Source organism: Pseudomonas sp. BJP69 (assembly GCF_007633355.1).
GTDB classification, from domain to species: Bacteria; Pseudomonadota; Gammaproteobacteria; order Pseudomonadales; family Pseudomonadaceae; genus Aquipseudomonas; species Aquipseudomonas juntendi.
Genome location: NZ_CP041933.1, coordinates 2,795,608 through 2,819,301, shown reverse-complemented (window position 1 = coordinate 2,819,301; position 23,694 = coordinate 2,795,608). Strand labels below are relative to the sequence as shown.

The 23,694-nt window shown below is 52.9% G+C and carries 22 protein-coding genes; 13 read left to right on the top strand and 9 right to left on the bottom strand.

All coding sequences use genetic code 11. The features are described 5' to 3' along the window. The first annotated feature begins 62 nt into the window (after positions 1–62). The 5 genes from FPB55_RS13035 (at position 63) to leuD (ending at position 5,937) form a co-directional block, all read left to right on the top strand. The gene (locus FPB55_RS13035) at positions 63–1,253 is read left to right on the top strand and encodes a CaiB/BaiF CoA-transferase family protein (RefSeq protein ID WP_144188346.1); all 1,191 of its coding nucleotides are present in this window, start codon (positions 63–65) and stop codon (positions 1,251–1,253) included. Next, complete coding sequence (locus FPB55_RS13030; protein WP_144188344.1) at positions 1,250–2,185, top strand: hydroxymethylglutaryl-CoA lyase; 936 nt, start codon at positions 1,250–1,252, stop codon at positions 2,183–2,185. Before FPB55_RS13035 ends, FPB55_RS13030 begins: the two co-directional genes overlap by 4 nt. Positions 2,186–2,270: 85 nt before the next feature. Next, the gene (locus FPB55_RS13025; RefSeq protein WP_144188342.1) at positions 2,271–3,602 is read left to right on the top strand and encodes an MFS transporter; all 1,332 of its coding nucleotides are present in this window, start codon (positions 2,271–2,273) and stop codon (positions 3,600–3,602) included. Positions 3,603–3,882: 280 nt separating this feature from the next. Continuing rightward, on the top strand, positions 3,883–5,286 hold the full coding sequence (leuC, locus tag FPB55_RS13020; RefSeq protein WP_144188340.1) for a 3-isopropylmalate dehydratase large subunit: 1,404 nt from the start codon (positions 3,883–3,885) through the stop codon (positions 5,284–5,286). 6 nt (positions 5,287–5,292) lie between these two features. Continuing rightward, entirely contained in the window at positions 5,293–5,937 is a 645-nt protein-coding gene (gene leuD, locus FPB55_RS13015; RefSeq protein ID WP_144188338.1) for a 3-isopropylmalate dehydratase small subunit, read from the top strand. Positions 5,938–6,222: 285 nt separating this feature from the next. Here the strand turns inward: leuD and FPB55_RS13010 are convergent, their stop codons facing one another. After that, on the bottom strand, positions 6,223–7,017 hold the full coding sequence (locus tag FPB55_RS13010; protein WP_144188336.1) for an OBAP family protein: 795 nt from the start codon (positions 7,015–7,017) through the stop codon (positions 6,223–6,225). Positions 7,018–7,297: 280 nt separating this feature from the next. Here FPB55_RS13010 and umuD point away from each other — a divergent pair, with 280 nt between their 5' ends. From umuD to FPB55_RS12995, 3 genes are all read left to right on the top strand, one after another. Beyond that, positions 7,298–7,726, top strand: coding sequence for a translesion error-prone DNA polymerase V autoproteolytic subunit (umuD, locus tag FPB55_RS13005; RefSeq protein ID WP_144188334.1), 429 nt, complete (start codon positions 7,298–7,300; stop codon positions 7,724–7,726). After that, complete coding sequence (gene umuC / locus FPB55_RS13000; protein ID WP_144188332.1) at positions 7,713–8,993, top strand: translesion error-prone DNA polymerase V subunit UmuC; 1,281 nt, start codon at positions 7,713–7,715, stop codon at positions 8,991–8,993. Before umuD ends, umuC begins: the two co-directional genes overlap by 14 nt. A gap of 136 nt (positions 8,994–9,129) precedes the next feature. Beyond that, entirely contained in the window at positions 9,130–9,339 is a 210-nt protein-coding gene (locus FPB55_RS12995) for a hypothetical protein (RefSeq protein ID WP_144188330.1), read from the top strand. 95 nt (positions 9,340–9,434) lie between these two features. On the opposite strand, the gene FPB55_RS12990 is transcribed toward FPB55_RS12995, so the two are convergent. From FPB55_RS12990 to FPB55_RS12980, 3 genes are read right to left on the bottom strand one after another with little or no spacing between them, the layout of a single operon-like run. Continuing rightward, positions 9,435–10,340, bottom strand: coding sequence for a plasmid partitioning protein RepB C-terminal domain-containing protein (locus FPB55_RS12990; protein ID WP_144188328.1), 906 nt, complete (start codon positions 10,338–10,340; stop codon positions 9,435–9,437). After that, entirely contained in the window at positions 10,337–11,233 is an 897-nt protein-coding gene (locus FPB55_RS12985; protein ID WP_144188326.1) for a plasmid partitioning protein RepB C-terminal domain-containing protein, read from the bottom strand. Before FPB55_RS12985 ends, FPB55_RS12990 begins: the two co-directional genes overlap by 4 nt. Next, positions 11,233–12,786, bottom strand: coding sequence for a recombinase family protein (locus tag FPB55_RS12980; protein ID WP_144188324.1), 1,554 nt, complete (start codon positions 12,784–12,786; stop codon positions 11,233–11,235). Before FPB55_RS12980 ends, FPB55_RS12985 begins: the two co-directional genes overlap by 1 nt. A gap of 808 nt (positions 12,787–13,594) precedes the next feature. Between FPB55_RS12980 and FPB55_RS12970 the strand changes: the two genes are divergently transcribed. Next, positions 13,595–13,804 (top strand): hypothetical protein, encoded by a 210-nt coding sequence (locus FPB55_RS12970; RefSeq protein ID WP_135192852.1) that lies wholly within the window; start codon positions 13,595–13,597, stop codon positions 13,802–13,804. A 212-nt stretch (positions 13,805–14,016) separates the two neighbouring features. Here FPB55_RS12970 and FPB55_RS12965 read toward each other — a convergent pair whose 3' ends face one another. After that, positions 14,017–14,349, bottom strand: coding sequence for a hypothetical protein (locus tag FPB55_RS12965; RefSeq protein ID WP_178097505.1), 333 nt, complete (start codon positions 14,347–14,349; stop codon positions 14,017–14,019). 269 nt (positions 14,350–14,618) lie between these two features. On the opposite strand from FPB55_RS12965, the gene FPB55_RS26675 reads away from it, so the two are divergent. From FPB55_RS26675 to FPB55_RS12945, 4 genes are all read left to right on the top strand, one after another. After that, the gene (locus tag FPB55_RS26675; RefSeq protein WP_144188321.1) at positions 14,619–14,945 is read left to right on the top strand and encodes a hypothetical protein; all 327 of its coding nucleotides are present in this window, start codon (positions 14,619–14,621) and stop codon (positions 14,943–14,945) included. Next, the gene (locus FPB55_RS12955; protein WP_144188319.1) at positions 14,945–16,123 is read left to right on the top strand and encodes a hypothetical protein; all 1,179 of its coding nucleotides are present in this window, start codon (positions 14,945–14,947) and stop codon (positions 16,121–16,123) included. The genes FPB55_RS26675 and FPB55_RS12955 overlap by 1 nt, the downstream gene beginning before the upstream one ends. Positions 16,124–16,196: 73 nt before the next feature. Next, the gene (locus tag FPB55_RS12950; protein ID WP_144188317.1) at positions 16,197–16,562 is read left to right on the top strand and encodes a histone-like nucleoid-structuring protein, MvaT/MvaU family; all 366 of its coding nucleotides are present in this window, start codon (positions 16,197–16,199) and stop codon (positions 16,560–16,562) included. A gap of 825 nt (positions 16,563–17,387) precedes the next feature. After that, positions 17,388–17,621, top strand: coding sequence for a hypothetical protein (locus FPB55_RS12945; protein ID WP_144188315.1), 234 nt, complete (start codon positions 17,388–17,390; stop codon positions 17,619–17,621). A 73-nt stretch (positions 17,622–17,694) separates the two neighbouring features. On the opposite strand, the gene FPB55_RS12940 is transcribed toward FPB55_RS12945, so the two are convergent. From FPB55_RS12940 to FPB55_RS12925, 4 genes are all read right to left on the bottom strand, one after another. After that, positions 17,695–18,054 (bottom strand): helix-turn-helix transcriptional regulator, encoded by a 360-nt coding sequence (locus tag FPB55_RS12940; RefSeq protein WP_144188314.1) that lies wholly within the window; start codon positions 18,052–18,054, stop codon positions 17,695–17,697. Positions 18,055–18,678: 624 nt separating this feature from the next. Next, positions 18,679–19,806 carry a hypothetical protein gene (locus tag FPB55_RS12935; RefSeq protein WP_144188312.1) on the bottom strand — a complete coding sequence of 376 codons (1,128 nt, stop codon included), beginning with the start codon at positions 19,804–19,806 and terminating at the stop codon, positions 18,679–18,681. Next, positions 19,806–20,534: a hypothetical protein gene (locus FPB55_RS12930; RefSeq protein ID WP_144188310.1), complete on the bottom strand. Its 729-nt coding sequence runs from the start codon at positions 20,532–20,534 to the stop codon at positions 19,806–19,808. Before FPB55_RS12930 ends, FPB55_RS12935 begins: the two co-directional genes overlap by 1 nt. A gap of 933 nt (positions 20,535–21,467) precedes the next feature. After that, a complete protein-coding gene (locus tag FPB55_RS12925; RefSeq protein WP_144188309.1) occupies positions 21,468–23,516 on the bottom strand; it encodes a hypothetical protein in 2,049 nt (682 codons plus the stop codon). Between the last annotated feature and the right edge of the window lie 178 nt (positions 23,517–23,694).

Genomic DNA, 23,694 nt, shown 5'->3' with positions numbered 1-23,694 from the left:
TGGAGTTTATCTAAGGTGAACCCCTAGTCTTGGTTCAAATTCCAAGAAACAGAGGTTGCACCATGACTGCTCTCAACGGACTTCGGGTGATCGAGATCGGTACGCTCATTGCGGCACCGTTTGCTGCCCGCATGATGGCCGAATTCGGCGCCGAAGTTATCAAGATCGAATCCTTGGGGCAGGGAGACCCTCTTCGTAAATGGCGAAAACTACACGAAGGGACGTCGCTGTGGTGGTACCTGCAATCCAGGAACAAAAAGTCGATTGCATTGAACCTGAAGTCAGCGTTTGGCATTGACATCGTTAAGCAGCTGGCTGAGAGCGCTGATGTTCTCATTGAGAACCTGCGCCCTGGCGCGCTGGAGAAATTGGGGCTCGGTTGGGATGTGCTCCACGCGTTGAATCCAAAACTGACGCTGGTGCGCATCTCAGGTTACGGTCAATCGGGCCCCTACCGAGATCGTCCCGGCTTTGGCGCCATCGGTGAAGCCATGGGAGGTATCCGCTATACCACTGGTACTCCCGGCATTCCACCAGCTCGGGTCGGAGTAAGCTTGGGTGACTCTTTGGCCTCCATGCACGCCGTAATTGGTGCGCTCATGTCGGTATTGCGCGTCAAGACGGGTCAAGGTGACGGACAGGTAGTTGATGTGTCCCTCGCGGAGAGCGTTTTTAACGTGATGGAGAGCTTGGTGCCCGAATACGACATGCTTGGCCATGTTCGTGAACGCAGCGGTGGTGCATTGCCAGGCATCGCGCCATCCAACACTTACCCGACGGCGGACAATGGGTATGTGGTCATCGCAGGCAACAGTGATCCGATTTACAAGCGCTTGATGACTACGATTGGTCGACCAGATCTGGCGAATGACCCAGCGCTTGAGCACAACGATGGTCGAGCCGCTCAGTGCGAGCTTCTGGATGAGGCAATCACCCAGTGGAGCTCTAAGCTGCCGATCGATACCGTACTTGAAGCCTTGGAAAAGGCAGAGGTTCCTGCAGGCCGCATCTACTCCGTAGCAGATATCGTGGCTGACCCGCACTACCAGGCGCGCGACATGATTTTGAATGCGGAGCTTCCTGGCGGAGCTACGGTGAAAATGCCGGGGATCGTACCAAAACTGTCCGACACTCCAGGCCGTGTTAATTGGCAGGGGCCAAGCCTTGGGCAGCATACGCAGTCTGTTCTCGGTGATCTGGGGTTGCCTGATGAGATGATCAAACGTCTGAAGGATGAGGGGGTAGTGCAATGATCACAGACTACTCTCAACGCCTCATCGTCCAAGAGGTGTCGCCTCGTGACGGTCTGCAGATCGAACCGGTCTGGGTCGAGACGTCAGATAAGATCAAGCTCATTAACGAGCTGTCCTTGGCTGGCTTCAGCCGAATTGAGGCTGGGTCATTCGTATCGCCCAAGGCAATTCCTGCTCTGCGCGATGGCGAAGCGGTGTTCCAGGGAATTGAACGTCAGCCGGGCGTGGTTTATGTGGCGCTTGTACCGAACCTGAAAGGTGCCCAGCGGGCCTTGGATTCCAAAGCTGACGAGTTGAACTTGGTGTTGTCAGCTAGCCAAAGCCACAATAAAGCCAATATGCGTATGACCCGAGAGCAATCACTCGTTGCATTCAACGAGGTGGTTTCGCTCGTCCGTGGCAGCTCCGTCAGCTTGAACGGCACTGTGGCAACGACATTTGGTTGCCCATTCGAGGGCCGCATTGATGAAGATGTCGTCATCCGTTTGATTGATGCGTATCAAGAGCTCGGGATGCAAGGTGTCACCCTGGCGGATACAACGGGGATGGCGAATCCGCGCCAAGTCTACCATCTCGTGAAACGCGTGCTGACCCAGCTTCCTGCCTCGCAGCTGACCTTGCACTTTCACAATACCCGAGGTCTCGGCCTGAGTAATGTATTGGCTGCATACGAGGCTGGAGCTCGCCGATTTGATGCTTCGCTGGGTGGGTTGGGTGGCTGTCCTTTCGCGCCTGGGGCCTCAGGCAACATCTGCACGGAAGACTTGGTCAATCTGTGCGAAGAGGTCGGGATCGACACAGGAATAGATCTTCCGCATTTGCTCACGTTGTCTCGCTCGCTGCCTTCCTTACTGGGGCATGAGATGCCGGGGCAAGTGGCGAAAGCCGGCCGAAATTGTGACCTTCATCCTTTACCGCTCGGTAGTGGCTGATACCTGACAAAGCGACAAACGTCGCGAGCCAGAAAACAAAAACAATTAGAGCTTCCCTTAAGAAAGCTCACCTGGAGAAACCTAAATGTCTATTTCCGTTTCCGCGCCTGGCGACGGCATTGCCGCCACTTCCATCGATGAAAAGAAACTCATATCGAAAGTGGCATGGCGCCTGATGCCGCTGATCATGATTTGCTATCTCTTCGCGTTTTTTGACCGAATCAACATCAGCTTCGCGAAGTTTCAACTGCAGGCGGATCTCAGCCTCAGCGACACTGCGTACGGGCTCGGCGCTGGCCTGTTTGTTGTAGGTTATGTGTTGTTTGAAGTGCCGAGTAACATGATGTTGTATAAGGTCGGAGCCAGGCGGTGGATCGCCCGGATCATGATGTCCTGGGGCCTTGCTACCGCGCTCATGGTCTTCGTGACAGCAGAGTGGCAATTTTACCTCTTGCGCTTCCTGATCGGTGCCATGGAGGCGGGCTTTGCACCAGGGGTGCTTTACTACCTGACGCTTTGGTTCCCGCAACACTACCGAGGCCGTATCACATCCATGCTGTTCTTGGCGTCGGCATTCGCCGGTCTCATTGGAGCCCCCGTTTCCGGCTTGGTGCTGGGCCATATGGATGGGCTTTTCGAGATGCGTGGCTGGCACTGGTTGTTCCTGTTGGGGGGACTTCCTTGCATCGGACTGGGCCTGGTCGTTCTATTCACGTTGAAAGACCGTATCAGTGACGCCAGCTGGTTGAGCTCGGATGAGAAGTCCTACCTGGCCAGCCGGATTGCGAGCCATGAAATGAACAAGCACGAAGGGTCTTTGCTGACGGCGCTGCGCCTCCCGGGATTCATGATGCTGGCATTTATTTACTTCCTTATCCAAGTAGCATCTTATGGGCTGAATTTCTGGGCTCCGCAGCTCATTCGTAGTGCTGGCATCGAAAGTGCCACAACCATTGGATTGTTGACCGCTGTGCCTTACGTATGTGGTGCTATCAGCATGGTGCTCGTTGGTCGTCTGTCTGACGCTACGGGCGAACGGAGAAAATTCGTATGCGGCTTGGTAATCATCGGGTCGATTGGCTTCTTCAGCGCCGGTATTTTTGAGGCGCACGTGCTTTATCTCACCGTATCGCTAGCACTCTTGGGCGCAGGCATTATCGCCTCCATTCCAACTTTCTGGTCACTCCCTCCAAAACTGCTTGCTGGGGCAGGGGCCGGAGCTGCTGCGGGGATTGCGCTCATCAACACGATGGGGCAGGTAGGCGGTATTGTCAGCCCTGTTATGGTTGGCTTCATTAAAGACGTTACCGGAAGCACGACGCCGGCGCTTTATTTGATCGGTACTACCTGTCTGATTGCAGCAGCGCTATTGATCTGGGCCTTGCCTGAGAGCTTGAGGACTTTGGATAAAAAATGATGACTTCTTAAAGTTGCCATTGCTAGGTTTAGCCTTTAAATCCAGTTCTCGGAAAAATTGAGTAGAGGCTCAGAGCGCTTTGTCACGAGCACTTGCCAGTCAGAGGCTCTAACGTTCTGTAGCATCAAATGTGCATAGGCACTTATCGGTATGGTGTTTATATAGGCGCCTTCGCCCATTAGTGCTCCCCGCGTTCGCGTATCCGGCTCTGTTTTGGCTCCCCCACAATGCAGGGTCAAAGGCCGAGCCGGATTCGCTAACCTTTAATAAGAGAAGTGCAATGAACCCGATTACCCTCTTTGAGAAACTCTGGCGTCGTCATGCGGTTCTTGATACAGATGACGGCCAAACTCTGTTATATATTGACTTGCAGCTGATCAATGAAGTTACAAGTCCACAGGCGTTCGATGCACTGCGAATGAATGGGCTGAGCCCATGGCGTGTAGATTCTGTGTTGGCCACTGCTGATCATAACGTTCCGACCAAGGATCGGCCTAAAGGCATTACGGACGATATTGCTCGTCGTCAAGTTCAGGCACTTGAGCGAAACTGCGAAGAATTCAACCTCACGCTTTTCGGTATGGACGATCATCGTCAAGGGATTCTCCATGTGATAGGCCCTGAGCAAGGGGTTACCCTTCCTGGGATGTCGATCGTGTGCGGCGACTCTCACACAACGACCCATGGTGCATTTGCTGCACTCGCCTTTGGAATTGGTACGTCGGAAATTGAGCACGTTCTGGCCACTCAATGCCTTTCGATGAGAAAGCTCAAAAGCATGCGTATTACCATCGAGGGCGTGCTTAATTCCTACATAACCTCGAAGGATCTCGCATTAGCACTAATCGGGAGAATAGGTACCGCCGGAGCGACGGGGTATGCCATTGAGTTTGCAGGTTCCACGGTCGAGCGCATGACGATGGAAGCACGCATGACACTGTGCAACTTGGCAATCGAGGCAGGCGCGCGTTGTGCCATGGTGGCATTCGACGATACGACAGCTGCTTACATCCGAGGAAAGCCGATGGCACCGACAGGGCAGCGGTGGAATGACGCCGAACGCTATTGGCGTACTCTTTGCAGTGATGCCGGGGCGGTGTTCGACGCAGAAGTCCGCATGGATGCGAGCTCTATCAGACCTCACGTCACCTGGGGAACCTCTCCTGAAATGGTCGTGGACATCGACGGACATGTGCCATCCCCGCAGGAAGAACCTGATCCTGTCAAACGACAAAGTATTGAGCGCGCCTTGAAGTACATGGATTTGGAGCCGGCTACGGCAATCAAAGACATCTTTCTGGATAAGGTTTTCATTGGGTCGTGCACGAACTCTCGAATCGAGGATCTTCGTCTAGCGGCGTCTGTTGTAGCAGGAAAAAAGGTAGCCAAAAATATTAAACAGGCGCTAGTCGTTCCAGGCTCCGGTTTAATCAAAAAACAGGCTGAGTCGGAAAAGCTTGATCGTATTTTCATCGATGCCGGCTTTGAGTGGCGGGACGCCGGATGCTCTATGTGCCTGGGTATGAACGAGGACAGGCTGACCGCTGGGGAGCGTTGTGCATCGACCTCAAATCGGAACTTTGAAGGGCGACAGGGGCCCGGTGGTCGGACTCATCTTGTTAGTCCAGCAATGGCAGCTGCTGCAGCAATCGCCGGTCACTTTGTCGATATTGGAGAGGTATAAGCCACTATGCAACCATTCACTTTCCTAAAAAGTAAGGTTGTTCCGTTGGATCGCGCCAATGTGGATACTGACGCTATTCTGCCAAAGCAATTCCTGATGATTATCGAACGCAGTGGTTTTGGCCAGCATCTTTTTGATGAGTGGCGTTATCTTGATCATGGAGAACCCTATCAGGACTGCTCAAAGAGGCCACTCAACTTGAGCTTTCCACTGAATCAGCCACGCTTTGAAGGTGCTGGAATTTTGTTGACTCGGGGCAATTTTGGTTGTGGTTCTAGTCGGGAGCATGCGCCTTGGGCTTTGCATGACTGGGGGATTAGGGCGATCATAGCACCGAGTTTTGCTGAGATTTTTTATGGGAACTGCTTCAAAAACGGAATTCTACCAATCGCGCTGGACGAGGCTACCGTCGAAAATTTATTCGTCGCAGTGGAGTACCTACCAGGTTATCAACTCAGCATTGACCTTGAAAAACAAGAGATCCTAGACGACCAAGGCAGCCGCGTTCCGTTTGATGTCGACCCGTTCCGAAAACACTGCTTGCTAAATGGATTGGACGAAGTCGGTATGACGTTGCGCAAGGCGGGTGCTATTCGGCAATTCGAGAAAACGCGAATAGACTTGGAGCCATGGCTTTACGAGAGGTTTTAGCCTTGAATCGCGCCCCAACCGCAAGAAGCTTATGGCTTTATGACTCGCCTCTGGTTCCGTAGACACGTCGAACGGCTGCAAAGGGCGGGAGCGGCCCTGTACTGCCAACCTCAATGCGACTAGAGGACTTTGCTGCAAGCGGAGCGCGCCGGCCCACGGATGGGCCAGAGGCGTGAGGATGGAAGCCCGATAGGGCCGTAACCTGGCTATGCCAGGGTGCGGTTTACGACAGCCGTCCCCAGAGGGGCACGCCCAAGGCATAGCTACATGCCTTGGCCTCAAGTGCTATTGGCTGGAACGGCTGTTGGCTTTCACCGGGGTCGATCTAGCAGGGCGATGCACATGATCACCGGTTGGATCGGTAATTTGAATGACATTACCGTGCTGCCAGCCATCCGCCTGTGGATCTACATCAGGAATACGAATGTCAGCCCGCTCAGCTTTGGTTTTAGCAGCATCCACACCCAAGCGCCGATTGCGCTGTTCGACCATCACCTTGTCAGCCTGCCCATCTGCGGTAAAGCCCATCATCAACTGCGGCACACCCACAGGCAGCGCTTTGTCTTGGTCGGTGTGCCAGGTGTGCCATGTCTTCCCATAAGTATGCGCCAGGCGCTCCATCAGAGCATGCTCAGCAGGTGCTGGGATGCCTGGAGCGATCAGCTGCCCAGAGGAGACCTCATAGCCATGGCTGTGCCAAATCGCCTTCTCCTTGGGTGGTAATCCGGCGAAAAGCTTCTCGTCGATGATGTACTCGAGGCCCATGATCTTTGCGCCCTTCGTGTTTCCATTGAAGATCACGCACTGGATGACATCCTCATTCAGGATGGAGCAGTAGTGGTGCGCTTCCATCTGCACGTCAGGATGACCGTTGTAGAAATGGAAGCCATCCAGGTAGGCGTTGATGGCCTCAATGGGCGGCTTGGACTGCAGCGTCGCGGCGCCGGCTTCCAGCAACTGTGTTTTTGCCGACTCTGGCCGGCCTGGTGTCTCCACAGGAGACTTCGTTTCGGGAGCGGAGCAGGCCCACAGCAGAGTGCAGGCGAGGGGAAGAGTTATCAATTGGAATAGCTGTCGCATGAGAAAGGCTCTGGCTGTTGTCCTTAGAGGACAGCCTTGGCCGACGAAGCGGCCAGCCCAACGGACGAAATGGCCGAGTCGTGAAGAATTGCGGGCAAAAGAAAGCCCGCTGCTAGGCGGGCAAGGTCTATCACACGTAGGGATAGTCGGAGTGTCTCGTATCAGGTGTGAAAAATACGTAATCACAAGGCCGAGGTGCCTGCATGAGCTGATGAGGCGACGTTGACCAAATGCAGACAAAACGCTTAACTGTACAAATATACAGTATAGGCATTTCGTCATGATCACCATTCTCGGCCCTCTAGAACCAAGCGGAGCAAAGCTTCCGCTTTTTTCCTTCCATGTCCCAGCGGGCTTTCCATCACCTGCAGCCGACCATCTGGAAAAGCGGATCTCGCTTGATGAGCTGCTCGACGTGCGAGCCCCGCATATCTACCTAGTACGGGTGGAGGGTGACAGCATGATCGGCGCCGGCATCTTCCCTGGCGACCTCGTGATCGTGGATCGCTCCATCGAGGCTGAACCTGGCCACATTGTCATTGCGGCTGTGAACTGCGAACCCCTGTGTAAACGCCTGGCCCGAGATGGCAGTCAGGTGGTGCTCAAATCCGAAAATTTACGTTATCCATCGCGGTACCTGCTCGAAGGAGAGGAGTTGCAGGTTTGGGGTGTGGTGACCTACAGCGTGCGAAGCCATGACAAAGCCTGAGCGGGTCTTCGCCCTCATTGACTGCAACAGCTTCTACGCGAGCTGTGAGCGTGTATTTCGTCTCGACCTCCGCACCAAGCCTGTCGTCGTGCTCAGCAACAATGATGGCTGCGTGATAGCAAGATCCTCATGCTCGAAGCCGTACGTGAAGATGGGTGAACCGTATTTCCAGATTAAAGACAAACTTCGCAAGCATGGCATCGTTGCGTGCTCGTCGAACTACGAGCTCTACGGTGATATGAGCGAGCGGGTGATGACGGTCATCGAGTCCATGGTGCCCGCCGTAGAGGTGTATAGCATCGACGAAGCCTTCGCTGAGCTCACGGGTATGCCCGGCGACCTTGAGCGCCTGGGCCGACAGATCCGTTCCGAGGTTTATCGGCGGACAGGTATCCCGGTCGGCGTTGGTATTGCCTCAACCAAGACCCTGGCCAAGCTGGCAAATTATGCCGCAAAGAAATGGCAGAGCCATACCGGTGGTGTCGTCGACCTGCGCGATGAAGTAAAGCGAAACTGGGTGCTCAAGAAATGTGACGCGAGTGATGTCTGGGGCATTGGCCGTCGTCTGTCCGCTCACTTGGCGGCAATGGCTATTCGAACCGCATGGGAGCTTGCCCACGCTGATGCCTGGTCACTTCGCAAACAGTTCAGCGTGGTTCTGGAGAAGACTGTGCGTGAGCTTGGCGGCACCAGTTGCCTTGAGCTGGACGAGCCTGACCCACCCAAAAAGGAGATCTGCTGCAGTCGTATGTTCGGTACCCGACTGACCGAGCTGGCTCCAATCAAAGAGGCGGTTGCAACTTACACGTCCAGAGCTGCCGAGAAGCTGCGGGCCCAGCAGTCGCTCTGCAAACGGCTTCGAGTGAGCATCCGCACGGGCATGTTTAATCCGGATGAGGCCAAATACGCCAACGGCATCCTGGTCGAGCTGCCATATCCAACGGACGATACGCGTTTGCTGACAAAAGCTGCGCAGGAGGGCGTGGAGCGGGTTTTCCGTGAAGGTTTCCGTTACAGCAAGGCGGAGGTGCTGCTCCTCGACCTCAGCCAGCCAAACGAGATTACCGGTGACCTGTTCGCGGCTGCTCAGCCTGTGGCGAGCGAGAAGTTGATGGGCGTGCTCGATGCGGTGAATGCTAGGTGGGGTAGGGGGACGATGCGGCTGGCAAGCGTGCCGGTCGATCCAAGCTGGGGTATGCGCCGGGAGATGATGAGTCAGAGCTTTACCACTCGAGTTGATGAGCTCTGGACTGTTTACTGTAAATAACGCTGTTCCAATCTTTGAGCGCGAAGCGGTCAGAAATAGGGTACATGCGGCTGCGTCACATCGCATATCCCCGAAGGGGCTAAGAGTCATACTATAGAGCGCGACATTGAATGATTAACGACGCAGAGGCAACCAAATGAAGCGAACACTACTGGGAATTGCGGAAGCAGGTGAGCCTCTTCTGAAGCAAGCGCTGGAGGCCATCAGAGCCTACAACCAGGCAATGGCCCAGGGCAGACCCGAAGCCGAGATCGAGCGCCTTCGCGTTGCAGCGGATCACCTGTACCAGACCGTGGTCGATTATCAACTGTACAAAGCCGGTACGCTAGGTGAGTCGGTACATTAGAGAGACATGGGGCCATAGGCCACTGAATCGTAGCAGTACGGCTTTCTCGGCTGTCTTCAATCCTTCAAAGGTCAAGAAGCTGAACTGTAGGGCCCTTACTCCCGCTCTAGATTTCTCGCATCTGCTGTGACTGCATCCATAATTCCCATTAGTTCTCGAGCTAAGTCAGGCTCGAAACGTTGCAAATACGCCGAAATTGAGTCGTTGCGTAAAATTCTAGTCAAATAGCCTTTTGCTACAACCAGAACCAACATGGTTTCTCCCAAAGTATCCTCAACAAGCCGGTAATCATGGTAAAGTCTCTCCATTTCTCTTTCCATTTTCACGATATTTTCAGGCGATACACCTTCGACTGAGGTCTTAGTCTCCAATAAGTCCTCAGGTCTTGTTGCGGTCAATACCATCTGCGCGTAACGTCCGGTATAGCAGTTTGCAGAAATCATCATTTCTGCAGCTTCGATCTGCCGCATTGGCTTCATTTTTCTAAGTGCATGGAAGACCGGCTGACTAACCATTCTTGTTTTTAATAGTTCGATGGCCTCTTTCGCTATTCCTTTTAGTAGGTTTTGCCTCAGCTGGATCCGGTCAAGGCTAATATTGAGGACTTCAGCGATTCGCTCGGCAGAAACTCCTCTCTCGATAGCCTGAGTTATCATCTTGCTTTCTTGAATGGGAGTTAGTCGACTTATTTGTCTGTTATACGTGAATCCCTCGTCATCGGTCGAAAGCATACAAAGTGCATGTCGAGCGCTTAGCTGTTTTAACGCTGCTAGTCGCAGGTGTCCGTCAAGTACTAAATATCTCGATGGTCGCTCATTCAAGTCAATCGGCTCATGATGTATAGCTATTGGCTCAATGATTCCAAGCTCTCGTACGGATGCTAGTATCGTTAAATACTTAGGCGAGCAGAGAGTTGATGCTGGGATAATTCGTGATGGCAGCAATTGAGATGTTTCCAAAGTTAATAACCTGCTATCAAACGCGCTTTTAACTTCGTTCATATTTCTCCCTTGACGCGATCCGCTAAAACCTGTGGCATGTCCTCAATGCCTTCACTCTTCAATAGGGAGCAAAAATACTCATCAGAGAGAAGTTTTCTTAATGCTGTGACGATAAATAATAGGCGTTGTTCGCCGATGTCCGCTTTCTTTACCATCAATCTTTGTCTGCGTACCTCAGATTGATACGCATTAAGAAGCTGGCGGGAGGTAGTGATCTTTACAGGTATTTTCTGATGTTTGAAGCATTTCCCGCCAGCGCGACGATTGTCGATTAAGCGGCGGACTTTCATTAATTGCTCGCCCTTCAGCAACCCATTTTCATATGCCTCGAGCATGGCTGCTTGAGTTACAGTATCATCTGAGCGTGCGACTGTTATAGCAATTTTAATTGGTAGCCAGCCTTTTTCTACAGCGCTGATTAATCGCTCTTCACCTTGTCTTAGTAAAATTAGTATTCCGCCAACATAGTTATAGTCTAGGCACGTCTTCTGTGATATTTGTTTGGTGGTGTATCCGCGATCATGTAACGAATTTATTGCTTCTAGCAGGTCGCGGTTCGAGTGCTTTCGCCGCGCGAGATTTTCTACTAGACTGATCAGATATCTGTCCACTTCACTAGCGGTTATCACCACGCAAGGGATTTTTCTCTCTCCTAACACCTTAAAGGCTTCAAATCTACCTTGACCACACACTAGGTCGAAGCCTGCGTTAGTGCGGGCTACAGTTATAGGTCTTTTTAATCCTAGATTTGCTATGTTTTCAACTAATCTGGCGAAAACTTTCTTATTGCGCTGCCTTGGGTTAATAACCTTGATGAGCTCTAAGGGGATTTGTTCAATAGACGAAGCTCGGGCGACATGTAGTGTCAGCGGAGCTTCCTGAGGCGCGTTCATTACGCGGCGCTCGTCAGGTGGAATCGCTTGCTCAGCGTGGACAAGATTTCCAAACTTTCGAAGCGATACAATTCCAGTTCTCGGGGGTTTGCGTCGCCGAGCCGCAAATTAGGCGCTACCAGATCAATCATAGGAAACAGATAGTAATCAAGAACTTCTTCTTCCCCTGGGAGCATGCGTACGGCGACAGTGATGTCGGGGAAAAGGCTGAAGTCGAATCTTACTTGCCAGCGTCGACGATCCGCTCCTATTTGCTGGCAACGGCAGAGTACAATGGAAATTGTAAACTCATCATTAACAAGTACTAGTTGAGTGCTCGGATCTATGGATATTCGTCCTCCTACAGCCTCAATTTTCTGCTGCGTATCAGTGAGTATCTCAGGATAACGTTCTCGTAGATGACGATTGGCTTCAATGAAACTATAGTCCCTAGCCGGCTCATATCCGATGAGACGATAGCTGTCAATCAGACTGCCAAACCGCTTTCGGTAACAGCTGCTTGATGGTATGTCCTCCTGTTCGTCAATGATAAGGCCTGAGAGACACCCTCGCTCTTGAAATAAGTCTTTTAGACTCGTCAGCATTTCTTCGTTTGACCATAAGCGAGTACGAGCCTGAATTATTGCCTGGGCAGCAATAAATAGCGAGCGGTCAACAATTGCTGGAAATGCTGCGTCGGCTCTTATCCATTCAGTCGCGGGGTTGGCGATGCGAGGCATCTTTAGTTTTGCTGATGTATGGTTCCAAACGTTGTTGCCGATATATTTTTCATTCACAAGAATTTGATGTACAACACCGCGCGTCCATGGCCTGTTTAGGTCAGTAAGTAGCCCGCGCCTGTTTAGTGAATCGGCAATTTCTTTTTCTGTCAGAGCCTTTTTAATAAATGAGTTATATATCTCTAGCACTACTTCTCGCTCAGCGTCTGGCCCAGGCGCTAGAACTACCCTGTCGGTTTGAAGACTTTTGTATTCTTTGCAGGAAAGCGTTGCCTTAGGTCTGCCAGCTTGGTCTATGAGGTGGCGTCGTAGGCCGTAACCTGCAGTGCCGCCCTGCCTATACCCTAGCTGAATCAAACGTGACTGGCCGGCAAATACCTTCACAGAAAGTTCGCGGCTGTATTCGCCAGCCATCATTCTTTTCATGCTTTTTATGATGCTGGACACGGGGGAGCCGTCATTTACAAATTGTTCAGCACAATATTCTACTCTAACGCCTGCTTGCCGGCAGCGTACTTCATAACTTGCGCTGACGTCTGGGTCTTGAAAGCGCCCCCACCGACTGACGTCATAGACGAGCACGGTGGCGAAGTCGCAGTTTCTATATTCTACATCCGCAAGCAGACGTTGAAGAGCCTCGCGCCCATCTAGACTGAGTCCACTTTTCCCTGCATCCGTATAGATTTTTACAACATTGAGATTGTGGGTCTGCGCGTAAATGTTGATAGCGTCCAGCTGATTTTCTGTGGAGTACTGCTGATGCTCAGTCGACATCCTGACATAAGCTGCCGCCCTGTTAGTGGTTTCTGCGCTAAATGATGTGCTCGGTCGCATTTGGCAGGCCTATCAGTTGGTTTGTGGCATACCTATTACCCTAGGCAAGACTGCTGTATGCCTATCGGCGCATATCAAATAATAAATTTGGGAGGTGGAAAAATGATCGCGAAAATGGGCAATTCTTTTCCAATAAGCTCTGACGTGTACGCCCATGCGTTGGCGTCAGCGCTGCTGAACGAGCTTGGCACTTCACACAGAGCTATTAAGACCCTGCGAAATTGGACTAACGCGAGTGAAAGAACGACCAAAAATTGGATCTCTGGAGCCAACGGGCCTAGTGGGCTACATTTGATAGAAATCATGCGGCACTCCGATGCCGTTCTTCATATCGTCCTTGAACTCGCTCAACGAAGATCTATCGTCGCAGTGACGCTTCTCCCAGCTTTGAGCCAGCGACTGATCGAGACTGCTCAACTCATTGATGCGTGTCTTGCACCCAGCTTCCACCCAGCCACATCGTGACTTTTACGGAAACGCTCTGCCGGAATGGCTAAGTGAAGCAAGCGCTCGGGGCGATCCGTGTCTACAGTGAAGCGATCGCCCTAGGCCGACCCGGCACAAAGTCCGAGCGCCTTTACGTTGAGGCCTATCACCTGACCGTGGCCGGCTATCACCTGCACGCAGTCGGTACGTTAGGTCAGTCGGTACATTGAGTTGAGATGTGGCATCGGAAGGCCGCTGATTCGCAGCCATGCGGATTGCAGTGCGCTCCTCAGCCTCCATGGAGTGCGAAGCTGGTACCGCAGAAGCTGACGTATTCGAGGCTATGATTCATGTAATCGTATAGGCCCTAGGAAATACCACGATGATGAAGGATCCCAATAGCGTCCTGCTTCCTGATCATCCGATGTACACCGATGCCGTGGAGGCTATGAAACGTTATCACCAGGCGCAAGCCGACGGTGTCAGCGGGGCGGAGCTCGAGCGCCTGCGGCTGTTGGCAGAGCATAGGTTTCAGGCCGTTACTGATTATCAGCTGCGCGCACTTGGCGGCCCATCCGAGACTAGTCACTAGTAATGGCCACTTAACGCCACACTTGGTCAAGGGGGGCCGCTTGGAAGGCCAAGTCGTTCTAGCGGCATGGAGTCATTTGGAAGGAGAAGTAAAGTGAGAAGTCGTGGGCGGAGCGCACCAGCGTGACGGATGGAAGCCCGAAGGGCCGAGACGTCGCAAGGCGATGGCTCGGTTCACGACAGCCGGGCCCGGTAGGGCACGCCATAAACGCTCTACAAGGCTTTCAACATGCGCTCCAGGCTCTGATGCTCCCATGTCGATAACAGGGCAACCGGATCTGTCCGGTCACCAGGATCGAAATCCCAGCGCTGCCCATCCGGGCTAACGCACCGCTCGCAATAGTCCAGCTCATCACAGTCGTTGTAGATCGTGATCCGCCATCCCTCTATATCCACTTCGAAATGGCAGGCGTACGCCTGCTCCCAGGACTGGCTGCCAATCTTGGTCATTTTTCGGCGCCCGAACACCGCCTCTCGCAACACTTGGCAGACGTCCCGCGCCGTCAAAGCGGCTGATGGTACGTCGTGCCGGTTTTGTTCAGTCATACGCTGCCTGTGTCTCTGAGTGAACAGCTATCGATAATAACCTGTGTCAAAGGTGCTCCGGAAAACACGCGGGGTAGGGTGGTGGTTGGAGTACAAATGTGCTCCATAGCGCTATTGATAGCTGTCTTGCTCCCCTCGTGCATCCAGCTGGCTGGTTGCGCTGCCTCCACGAACGACAGTTCAGGCAATGTGGCGATCCGTCTTCTTCTGGCATGCAGCCTTTGAGTCATCTCTGGTGTCCTTGATGTATCGCTCACGAGATCTGCGCTATGAATCCAACGACACCAGACGGACGCTATTTCGTTGTCAAAGGTCGTCTCTGGCGCTGCACGAATCCTTCATTGAGTGAATGCGAGCGGCAACGCCTTGTGTATGCCCTGATGGATGCTCGACGAGATGTCAAAAAGGCCAAGCGCGCTGACGATTCGAGCATGCTGAAATCTGCGCGTGCGCGAGTGAATGCTGCCAAAGTGGGTCTGGGCGAGCGGGGGCCCGTTTGGTGGGACGACGGCAGCCCTGACTACAATCGATGTCGAGTAGACCTTTCGCCATACGCTGATTGGTACAACGCTTTGAATGCCACAAAGGGTGAGTAATGTACGTTGAAAAGACATTCACACCTCAACAGCTATTTGAAATGGTGTGGGAGCGACCTGTTCTCATCATCGCAAAGGAAATAGGTGTCTCGGATGTGGGCTTGTCGAAGGCCTGCCGCAAAGCGGGGATCACGTTGCCTACCCGGGGGCACTGGGCCAAGCCAGCCCCGAAACGCCCGCGTCGTCCAAAGCCTCCAGCCTCTACCACGCTTGTCACTTTTCACGTTCTGAATGTCGAGAAGGCTGCCAGGCTGAGGCCTGAAAATGTTATCAAAGACCCTAAAATCTTGATCGTGCCCACGGAGTTATCTGACCCTCATCCGTTGGTAAAAAAATGGCTAAGTGCAGCGAGGAAGGCCAAAGAGCTCAATAATGCACTGGTATTCGACAAAACAAAGGTATTGAACTCGCACATCTCCCGAAATGAGATGGATCGCTGCGCGCTTCTCTATGACACCTTGATCAAAGCCAGTGAGTCGCTGGGCTACACCTGGGGTGTAGGTAGTAAAGGTAGTTTTGTGCGAGTCGACGGGGAAGAGCTACTGATCACGATCCAGGAGCGCATAAAACGCTTCGATATTCCACCGCCTGCTTCCAAACCTATCAAGCCTGGGCAGCGATGGGAGCCTGACTTTGCCGCGATGAGGGCCGCTCGCTTTGGGTGGGAGCCCACTGGCGTATACTCCCTCATCGTCGATGCGCGATCCGAAGTACTGATTCAAAAAACTTGGACGGACAGCAAAACAGGGAAGCTCGAATCGAAGCTTGGTCAGATCCTTACGGGCTTTGTTCGTATTGCCGCTTCCGTGAAAGCCCAACGATCATCCGATGAAGCTAGTCGCCGTCGGCGGGCAGAGGAGGAGCGAGTGCGCACAGAGAGAATTGACCAGCAGCGTCGGTTGGACAAGCTGCGTCAGAATTTGACGAAAAATCTAGAAAGCTGGGAGCGCGCTCAGCGGCTGCGAGCATTCATCCAGGCGACAATTGAAGCCTCGCCTCGGGACGAAGCAACTCAAATGGCAATGGCAATGTGGGTTAGCTGGGCTACACAACAAGTAGAGCTGCTTGATCCATTAAAAGTAGATATCCGAAAAGTTATTGACCTATCCGTGGACTTGCCGAGCTCAGAATACGGCTACTGGAGCAGCAGTAAGAAAGCCGATGACTGGTGGCCCTGATTTTCATTTGGGTTTGAACTTAACCTGCGTTAGGATTCTCTTAAGAGCAACTACACATTACGGAGTGATGCACATGTCGCGATTGGCCGAATTTCGTCAGCTTGAGCAAAAATTGGCAGCCCAGTTGGCTGAACTGGAAACTATGAAGGGCAGCAGCGAGCTTCAGAAAGAAATCGAGTTTGAGACCAAGCTGCGCGAGTTGCTGGCCAAGTACGGTTTCAGCCTCCGTGACATCATCAACCTCCTGGATCCGCAATCTGGTCGCCGTGCTGCGCCTGCAGTGGTTGAAAAAGCTCCGCGTCGCGCTCGCCAGGTCAAGCAATATAAGAACCCCCACACGGGCGAAGTTATTGAGACCAAAGGCGGCAACCACTCGAAGTTGAAATCCTGGAAATATGAATACGGTTCTGATGAAGTAGAAACCTGGCTCTCTAAGTAAGTCGTAAGGACTGAAGAAACCTCCGCTTTCGGAGGTTTTTTTATGGCTTGAGAACGAGGTCTTATCTGCTGAGCCCATCAGTAACGGCACCAAATGCGTAGCCCCGCTGGCTATGCAGGATCGCGAGTCTGCTTTCGGTAGGGCGGAGAGAAGAGGCTCCAGACGATCAATGGCTCCATGCTCTTCAAGCGGATGGACGTACTGACTCGATGCTGGTTTCGAAACCGCCATCAGTTCAGAGCCTTTTGAGCCCGCCAAAGCGGGATATCAGCGATGCCTGATCGTGTGCGGCTAGAGCTGGTTCGCCCATCAGAGCAGGCATTTTTGCGTGGATTACAGGGGATTAGAAAAGGGGCTCACGAAAAATAATTTCAAAACACCCCCTTGAAATTTTTTTTGCGAGACGGAGTATATATTTTGTAATCAACAAAATGCAGGGTGCTAGGGCTCCCTCACCGTATCCGGCACCTCTCCTACCGCTTCCATCGCTGGCCTTCAGTTGCCATCTAGAATTCCTGTCTACTTTTTGACCAGTTATCCTGTCCTCGGGTCTTGATGACTGACTATGGCTTGGGAGCTTCGCTAAAGTAGTCGCTTCCTCCGGCCTTCAGGCCGGCTAGCTTTGCTTTTGTACTCAAGTTCAGAGCCGTCCCAATTTTTTTTGAGATGGGATCGTGTGGAATGCTCTACAGAGGCTATGCCGAAACAGAGGTAGGCTGCCCGCGCCGAGCCGCGCCTAGCTGCTTGCTTAGTCGTAGATCGGGTTGCGCGCTCTTCAGCGTTGCAGGCAAACGGGCCGACGCCTGAGCACATTAGAGGTTTTTCATGCACGACGACCATAAGGCTCAACTCACAAAAGCTACAGAAGGGCTGCACTATTGCGACTTGATTCTGACCGCCCAAGAGGCCAGGGATCTGCAGGCGCTCGTTCAAGAGCTCCAAGCAACGGGTAAGCACCCTGGGCTCAGTGGTGTGTTCAGAACCATTCTGGAAGAAACCTGGAGCGGTGATGAACCGTGGCCCACGATCTCATCACCATCGAAGCCCGAGCTCGATTGAGCTCATGTCACTTCCAACGAGCGGCTGCTCGAATGCTGTCTGTAGTTCAGGAAGCTTGAAAGCAGAGCTGGGTTTAGAGGGCTAGCGACGCCTGGTGTTTGCGAGGCTTACGAGCAGTTGTGCAATGGGTGGTCTGCTCCAAACCCGGTATACCCCCATCGCACTCTAGGCCTTCAATCTCCGAGCGGAGGTCATCGATGAGTTCGACTACGGATTTGCCGGACTCCTGGCTCAAAGTGAAAGTCAGCAACGTCAAGGGGCTCAACTCAAGACGCTGGCTCACCTGTTCGAGCTTGTCCAACGTGAGGCTTGATCGAGCGCTTTCCAATTTGGAGAGGAAAGTCCGACTCGTATCACCAAAGTCACGCTGCGACAGGTTCCGCTTACAGCGAAGCGCCCGAAGGACGATGGCGAATGATGACTTCAGTGACATGTACGGCTCCTCCGTATGACTTTCCTCAGTGACCTCGACACTGCAACCGCTATCCACCTCGAAAGCTGCGCTACTAGCTGGGCTAGGCGCCGGGTGGGTGTGCTCCATTCCGTCGAAATACTGTTGATGCGTACAGTATAGCTCGCTAAGCTCGGCCTGAGAACATTTGTACTCTTGATGGTGACAAGCGTAATGAATCACTCAGATGAGACCGTCGACGACTGCTTCGCTTTCTTTTCGCGCGAGGAACTGCTCGAGCAGCAGCCCCAGGTTGCAGGCATTCCTGAACGACCTGGGCTTTGAACGGTTTCGGATAAGAGCTTCGTTGGCGCATGGAAATCCTGGCGATAAAGGTGATCGCGTCCGCTTAAAAATACGCGGACACCATCGCCCTTAAAGCTGGAGTTCGGAAGGTGAGTTGGCCGGACGCTTACCGTGAACCGATCCTAGGTTTACCTAGTCTCGGCCCTGCGGGCTATCATCCTCACGCCTGCGCGCTCTGCTTGCTAAGCAGCTTCGCCGAGTAAGCGACGCTCTTGGCGTCCGTTGTCACGGGACAGGCCCAAACATATTCGGTCAGAGACTGAGCATCAGCACAATAGCATCCTGCTCCAATGCGTAAAACTAAGCCGCATCATCGAGCTTGGCGAGCTTCTTGAACGTATCGATCTTCTCGAATTCGAGTTCTCTCAGGATCGTCAGCTTTGCTTCATTCTTGTCCATCCCTCGCCGAGGCTCATCAAAATCGATTTTCTTGATGCGCAACTCGATCTCGCTGTCTCGGTTTTGGCCGTTGTTAAAATCAGTGAAACCTAGCGAGATGACACAGTGGCCGTCCATGCCGGAAAGGCTGAACCTGAACCTGGCATCCAGGCGGTGGATGAGCAGGCAAGGGCGGTACTTGGGGTTGCTCAGAAACTCCGAGTCCTCAAGGCTAGTGCCTCGTAGATCCAGGCCGCGAATCCGCTCCTGCATCCATTCGAGCGCTTCAGGCAGCGTGTGCTCTTCGTCCGGCACAAGTCCAATATCGACCACTTCCTCGAAGGACACCGTGGCGTACTTGCTGTACCGGGTCAGCCCCAACAGGTAGTCAAATCGATTGACGTTGGTGAAGTCGCAGAAGCGAATCTGGCGCACCTTGGCCTTCTCTGTGATCTGTCCTTGAGCCTTGAAGTGTTTGATCAAGTGTTGCGTGACAGCCCGGTTCGTCTGCTTGGTTTCGGGGGCCGTGTGGGTGCTGATCACGATCAGCTCGTCCTTGGAGGTGTTTTTCTGAATTTCGATGGACGCCGTAAACCGCTTGCGCGAGTCTGCCCAGCTTTTCGAGCGGTCGAGGCGTTCGATCTCAAAATCCATGCGGATCGCGTCCAAGCTACCTGGCACTGGGTAGAAATTCGGTGCATTGAGCACTTTGAAGTTCTCGAAATCCAGATCGAGGATTCTGTTGATGTTGATGTCTTCAGGAATGCTGCTGATCAGCGTTTCGGTGCCGGCCCATTCAATGATCTGCGTCGTGGTCTTGGGGTTATCTTCCTTTGCCGTATACAGCTGCTGCAGCTCCACAAACTCTGTGGGTTTGATCAGTGACAAGGTCAGGGCAGGGATGGTTTGTTCCTTGTCCTGCTGCGAGGTGAAGACGCCGCGTAAGCGCAGCAGGTTCTTCAGGTCGCCTTTGGACACGAACGGCTGGACAAGATAGGCCCTGAGGCTCTCACCCTGAGGCAGGATCGCGTTTTCGCTTTCCATACGCATTACGAGATGCTCCTGAAGTCTGAGCGATAGCTAACCACTTCCACCAGATCGGCAAAGCGCTTATCGGCGATTGATGCCTTGGCCACAGCGGCCTGCCTACTGTGTTGGCTGAATGTGTAATCCGGGAATGCGATCAAGACTTGCTGGGGAAAATCCATAGCGACGGAGCTTAGGTAGCCGATCAGCCTGCGCAGGTTATGTTCGCTGAACTCGTCATCACTGCACACGGCGAGTTTCTTCTTCCCGTCGTGATCGATGAAGAAAGGAATGATCCCACTCGTGAGGTACTCGGCAGGCAGGACGTCTCCAGTCGCCACGCGTTGTGAAGGATCGACATTTTTGCCGGTGGAGGGGTACAGGAATTTCACATTCGCCGCACCGAAGGTGGTGCGCACATAGGAGATAGCTTCGAAAAGGAAACTGGCGCGTCGGTTGTCTACCACGTAAATCGTGCCGTAGTTGAATGCATCGATCCCTTTGCAGTTAGCGACCTCGGCCACCACGTCGTGGTCTTTTGCATCCTTGTCGTTGATCCAGAACAGCACGCCTGAGACCACCTCTGCGGTGATCCCTGTATGCCCAGCGTTGAGCTGCTTTTTCTGGGGCGAGCGCTTGAAGCATTCGACAGCCATGGCCAGGTCAGTGAAGTGACTCTTAAACGTGCTCGTTGGCGAGCTAGGGTAGGCGTGGGTCGAGAACTTCGAGGAAATGCACAGGTGCTTCAGCACGCCATCCTCCAGAGGAGAGCGGCCCGTGTAGACGTAGTCAATGCCGTGGGAAGAACGTTCGGAGCTGGATGTCTGGTGAGCAGCGGGTCGTATGCACCCCACATCAATCCCCCTGATCGCTGCTTTCCACCCGATCAATTTCAAGAACGAAAAGACGATGTCTTCCCCGTGCTCCCCAATACTCTTCGACCACTCTCCCACTAGCGGGCTCCTTAACTGATTTTCAAAAGTGCGCAGCGAGGCCTGCCTTCTGGCCAGCCAATGGATCTGTATCGTGTCGAGAATACTCTATCGAGAAAATGCTGTTGGGCAAGCAATTTATGCGAAAATCGCTGCAGGCCCCGTAACTAAAGGGCTGCGTTCTGTGTGTTAAGGTTTTTTACAAAGCGTTAAAAATACACTCAATGTGTAGAGTTCCACTTAAAGTGGATAAATTACACGTTTCGGGAACAGGAACTCTGTTTTTATCAGGGTTAACAAACAGTATTGCTGTTATTTTCACAATTCGTGTAAATGCCTAGGTGTTCAGTCCACTTAGTGTGGATGGAAACTTTCGGTCTGCTTTCGCATTCATTGCCAGCGCTGTGCAACCCTACGCTGGCAGGATACTGAGTGGGAGCCTGGGGGTGGTGCGCACATCACGCTATTTTCACATCTCAGGTCTTAATCTGACCTGGCTCATTTACGTATCTCCCGGCCCGCCTCCTTCGCGGGCTTTTTTTTTGCCTCTGATGTCGCTTCACATGGAATCGCCCGCAGGGTGTTTGTACCAGCTCAAGCACTGCGCTTTACCAGGACGCTTCACAGTTTCAGAGGCGCGACTGCGATCCTCTGTTTGATTGCGTTGGCGAGGCATCACACGTGTGCCGTTCTCAGATTGCACATCAATCCAGTGAAGGGAAAACTGGTGGCTAGGCCACCAGGTCAAGCGTGCTAGGCGGGGTCGATCTCTGCCACCTTGCTTTGCTGATACGCTGCCTCGTTGATATCCAAGATGCCGGAGATGAAGACCGAGTGCTCAGAGGTGGGGTGCGTGTACTTGTTGTAGGTAAAATGTCGCGCCAGGTTAGTGAGCTGCGGTGGTTGAGAGAGGTATTTTACGAACTCTGCAGCGGTAGGTCGTTCACCCTCCCAGAGCTGATGGAGGACTTTTTTCTCTATACGCTTCCCATCTTGATAAGCCGAGGCCGTGATGGCTTTATCTTTGAAGAATTTGCTGAATGCCGAGTAGTCAGTGTTGTACACACCGTTCAGAGCCGGGCTCGAATAGGTGAGCGAGTTCAGGATGACAGGGACAATGGTCAGATCAGCCAGTTTGCGTCCAAACAAGGACTGCACTACGTCAGGGCGAGCGTTAAGCCCCGCCTCCAATCGCTTAATCTGTTCTACAGTATCGCCTACGAAGTTGGCGTACCGGCGAGCCGAGACTGCATGGTTCCCTGACAACGTCCTGTTTTTGCATTCAATCAGGAATAGCGTGTCATCCAGCAGCAGCAGGGCGTCATATTCGTAAGGCGCACCTTCGTAGCTGAAATCGGTGGTTTTGCAGTTATGACCGCATCCCTTCAGGAATTCGACGACTTTCTTCTCGAAGCCCTTGCCTTTCTGGTCGAACTGCGTCTCCAGTGAGGACAAGCGAGAGAGGATTACAGTAGGCAGGTTCGAAGCTTTGAATGCCTCTGTCAGCACTACAAATTTGTCACCCTGGTAACGGATCAGTGGAGAGTCGTAGAGATCCCGGCTGTTTCGACCGAACGTGAGATGATCAATCAATGTCGGAATGCGGGATTCTGGGATGTCGTAATCGCGGAAATGCTGTTCCAGCTCAGCCAGTCCGTACGTAGCCAGAGGCGTTTCTTCTGCTTTCAAACCAATGATCAGGTGCAGGGAGGCGTATCCTCGTAACCACTCGCGCATGGTCAAGCCGTGGTACAACGTCTTGTCGGAGATGATGTCGAAAGACAGATACTCCAACAGCGCTGTCAAGGTGATGGCTTCCTCTATCGAGATGAAGCGGTAGTCCGACAAGCGTGGAATCTTCTCACCTTCACGCATGACTGCTTTGTGAAGATTAGTGCCGAGCATCAAGGTTGCGGTGCTGTTGTACAACCAAGCGTGCATCCTGCGGTTGGCCAGGAAGTCCAGCTTTTCCTCCAGCGACGGCTCACGGTGGAAGACTAATCGTTCCGTGAACTTGGTGTAAAAGCTGTCGGGGAAGGCGCCCTCAGGAACTCCTGCCTCCTCCATGGTTTTGATTTCGCCCCCAAACGATAACGTTCGATGTGCGATGTCCTCTAGAGAGCTCCACGATTGAGCGTACATCTCGACTGAGCCGGCCTTGAAGGTATGCTCGTCCGTGACGACGACGCGCTCAGGGCCAATCACTTTCTCGTTCACATACCAGCGGTGTTGATGCGCAAGCATTTTGAGCGTAAGCGTCAGGCTGGTGATGATTGTCGAAAGCGCAGCGTCAACATTGACGTCTTGACCCTCTGGCCCTTTGATGATCATCATCTCGGGGATCGAAGTGATGGGGTGTTTGAGCGTCTCCTCAAGCGCCAGTGTGGCAGACGCCTGGAGGTCTTTAAGTTGTGCAGAGGCTCGCTCAATGTGGCTCCAGAACTGTATTTCCTTCGAGTGTTCTGAAATTGCACATTGCGGTAGGGAATCACGAATTTGATCGAAGCATCGTTCGATCTTTGCGATTTCTTCGAGCACTTCGTTGGCGTAAGTCAACGCTTCTGCGTGCTCTGCCAGCTCCGGAGCCTGTAGCAGCGCGGTATAAAATTTGTCGCGTTTCGTACGGTTACCGTGGATCTGGAAGGAAGTGCTTTTATCTCCCGCAAAAGCGAGCTGTAGTGCGAAAGCCCAAGTCACATCATGAGTGTCAATGTGCTTCACCGCGCTTAGCGCTTCTGTCAGATCCAATTGTTGGAGGGCTTCCAGGAAGCGTTGGTTGTGATCCGTTGCGTCGTTGCTCATGCTACATCCTGTATGTAGTGGTGTTTAGAGCGAAACAGAGCTTCGCACTGATTAATGACCAATGTGATTCTCCGTCCACGCTGAAGGTATCGACTCGACGATCCAAAAATTGAAGGCCAATGGCCATCTAAAGGCTGCGACGCTGCGCATGGACTTAAGCTTGGCCACGCCCCAGGCG

Excerpts from the sequence above, each read along its gene's own strand:
- leuD (WP_144188338.1), top strand. The coding sequence starts at position 5,293 with ATGCAACCATTCACTTTCCTAAAAAGTAAGGTTGTTCCGTTGGATCGC.
- FPB55_RS12940 (WP_144188314.1), bottom strand. The coding sequence starts at position 18,054 with ATGTCACTGAAGTCATCATTCGCCATCGTCCTTCGGGCGCTTCGCTGT.
- FPB55_RS13035 (WP_144188346.1), top strand. The coding sequence starts at position 63 with ATGACTGCTCTCAACGGACTTCGGGTGATCGAGATCGGTACGCTCATT.
- FPB55_RS12935 (WP_144188312.1), bottom strand. The coding sequence starts at position 19,806 with ATGCGTATGGAAAGCGAAAACGCGATCCTGCCTCAGGGTGAGAGCCTC.
- umuC (WP_144188332.1), top strand. The coding sequence starts at position 7,713 with ATGACAAAGCCTGAGCGGGTCTTCGCCCTCATTGACTGCAACAGCTTC.
- FPB55_RS12965 (WP_178097505.1), bottom strand. The coding sequence starts at position 14,349 with ATGACTGAACAAAACCGGCACGACGTACCATCAGCCGCTTTGACGGCG.
- FPB55_RS12945 (WP_144188315.1), top strand. The coding sequence starts at position 17,388 with ATGCACGACGACCATAAGGCTCAACTCACAAAAGCTACAGAAGGGCTG.
- FPB55_RS13025 (WP_144188342.1), top strand. The coding sequence starts at position 2,271 with ATGTCTATTTCCGTTTCCGCGCCTGGCGACGGCATTGCCGCCACTTCC.
- umuD (WP_144188334.1), top strand. The coding sequence starts at position 7,298 with ATGATCACCATTCTCGGCCCTCTAGAACCAAGCGGAGCAAAGCTTCCG.
- FPB55_RS13010 (WP_144188336.1), bottom strand. The coding sequence starts at position 7,017 with ATGCGACAGCTATTCCAATTGATAACTCTTCCCCTCGCCTGCACTCTG.
- FPB55_RS12980 (WP_144188324.1), bottom strand. The coding sequence starts at position 12,786 with ATGCGACCGAGCACATCATTTAGCGCAGAAACCACTAACAGGGCGGCA.
- FPB55_RS26675 (WP_144188321.1), top strand. The coding sequence starts at position 14,619 with ATGAATCCAACGACACCAGACGGACGCTATTTCGTTGTCAAAGGTCGT.
- FPB55_RS12955 (WP_144188319.1), top strand. The coding sequence starts at position 14,945 with ATGTACGTTGAAAAGACATTCACACCTCAACAGCTATTTGAAATGGTG.
- FPB55_RS12995 (WP_144188330.1), top strand. The coding sequence starts at position 9,130 with ATGAAGCGAACACTACTGGGAATTGCGGAAGCAGGTGAGCCTCTTCTG.
- FPB55_RS12925 (WP_144188309.1), bottom strand. The coding sequence starts at position 23,516 with ATGAGCAACGACGCAACGGATCACAACCAACGCTTCCTGGAAGCCCTC.
- leuC (WP_144188340.1), top strand. The coding sequence starts at position 3,883 with ATGAACCCGATTACCCTCTTTGAGAAACTCTGGCGTCGTCATGCGGTT.
- FPB55_RS12985 (WP_144188326.1), bottom strand. The coding sequence starts at position 11,233 with ATGAACGCGCCTCAGGAAGCTCCGCTGACACTACATGTCGCCCGAGCT.
- FPB55_RS12990 (WP_144188328.1), bottom strand. The coding sequence starts at position 10,340 with ATGAACGAAGTTAAAAGCGCGTTTGATAGCAGGTTATTAACTTTGGAA.
- FPB55_RS12970 (WP_135192852.1), top strand. The coding sequence starts at position 13,595 with ATGATGAAGGATCCCAATAGCGTCCTGCTTCCTGATCATCCGATGTAC.
- FPB55_RS13030 (WP_144188344.1), top strand. The coding sequence starts at position 1,250 with ATGATCACAGACTACTCTCAACGCCTCATCGTCCAAGAGGTGTCGCCT.
- FPB55_RS12950 (WP_144188317.1), top strand. The coding sequence starts at position 16,197 with ATGTCGCGATTGGCCGAATTTCGTCAGCTTGAGCAAAAATTGGCAGCC.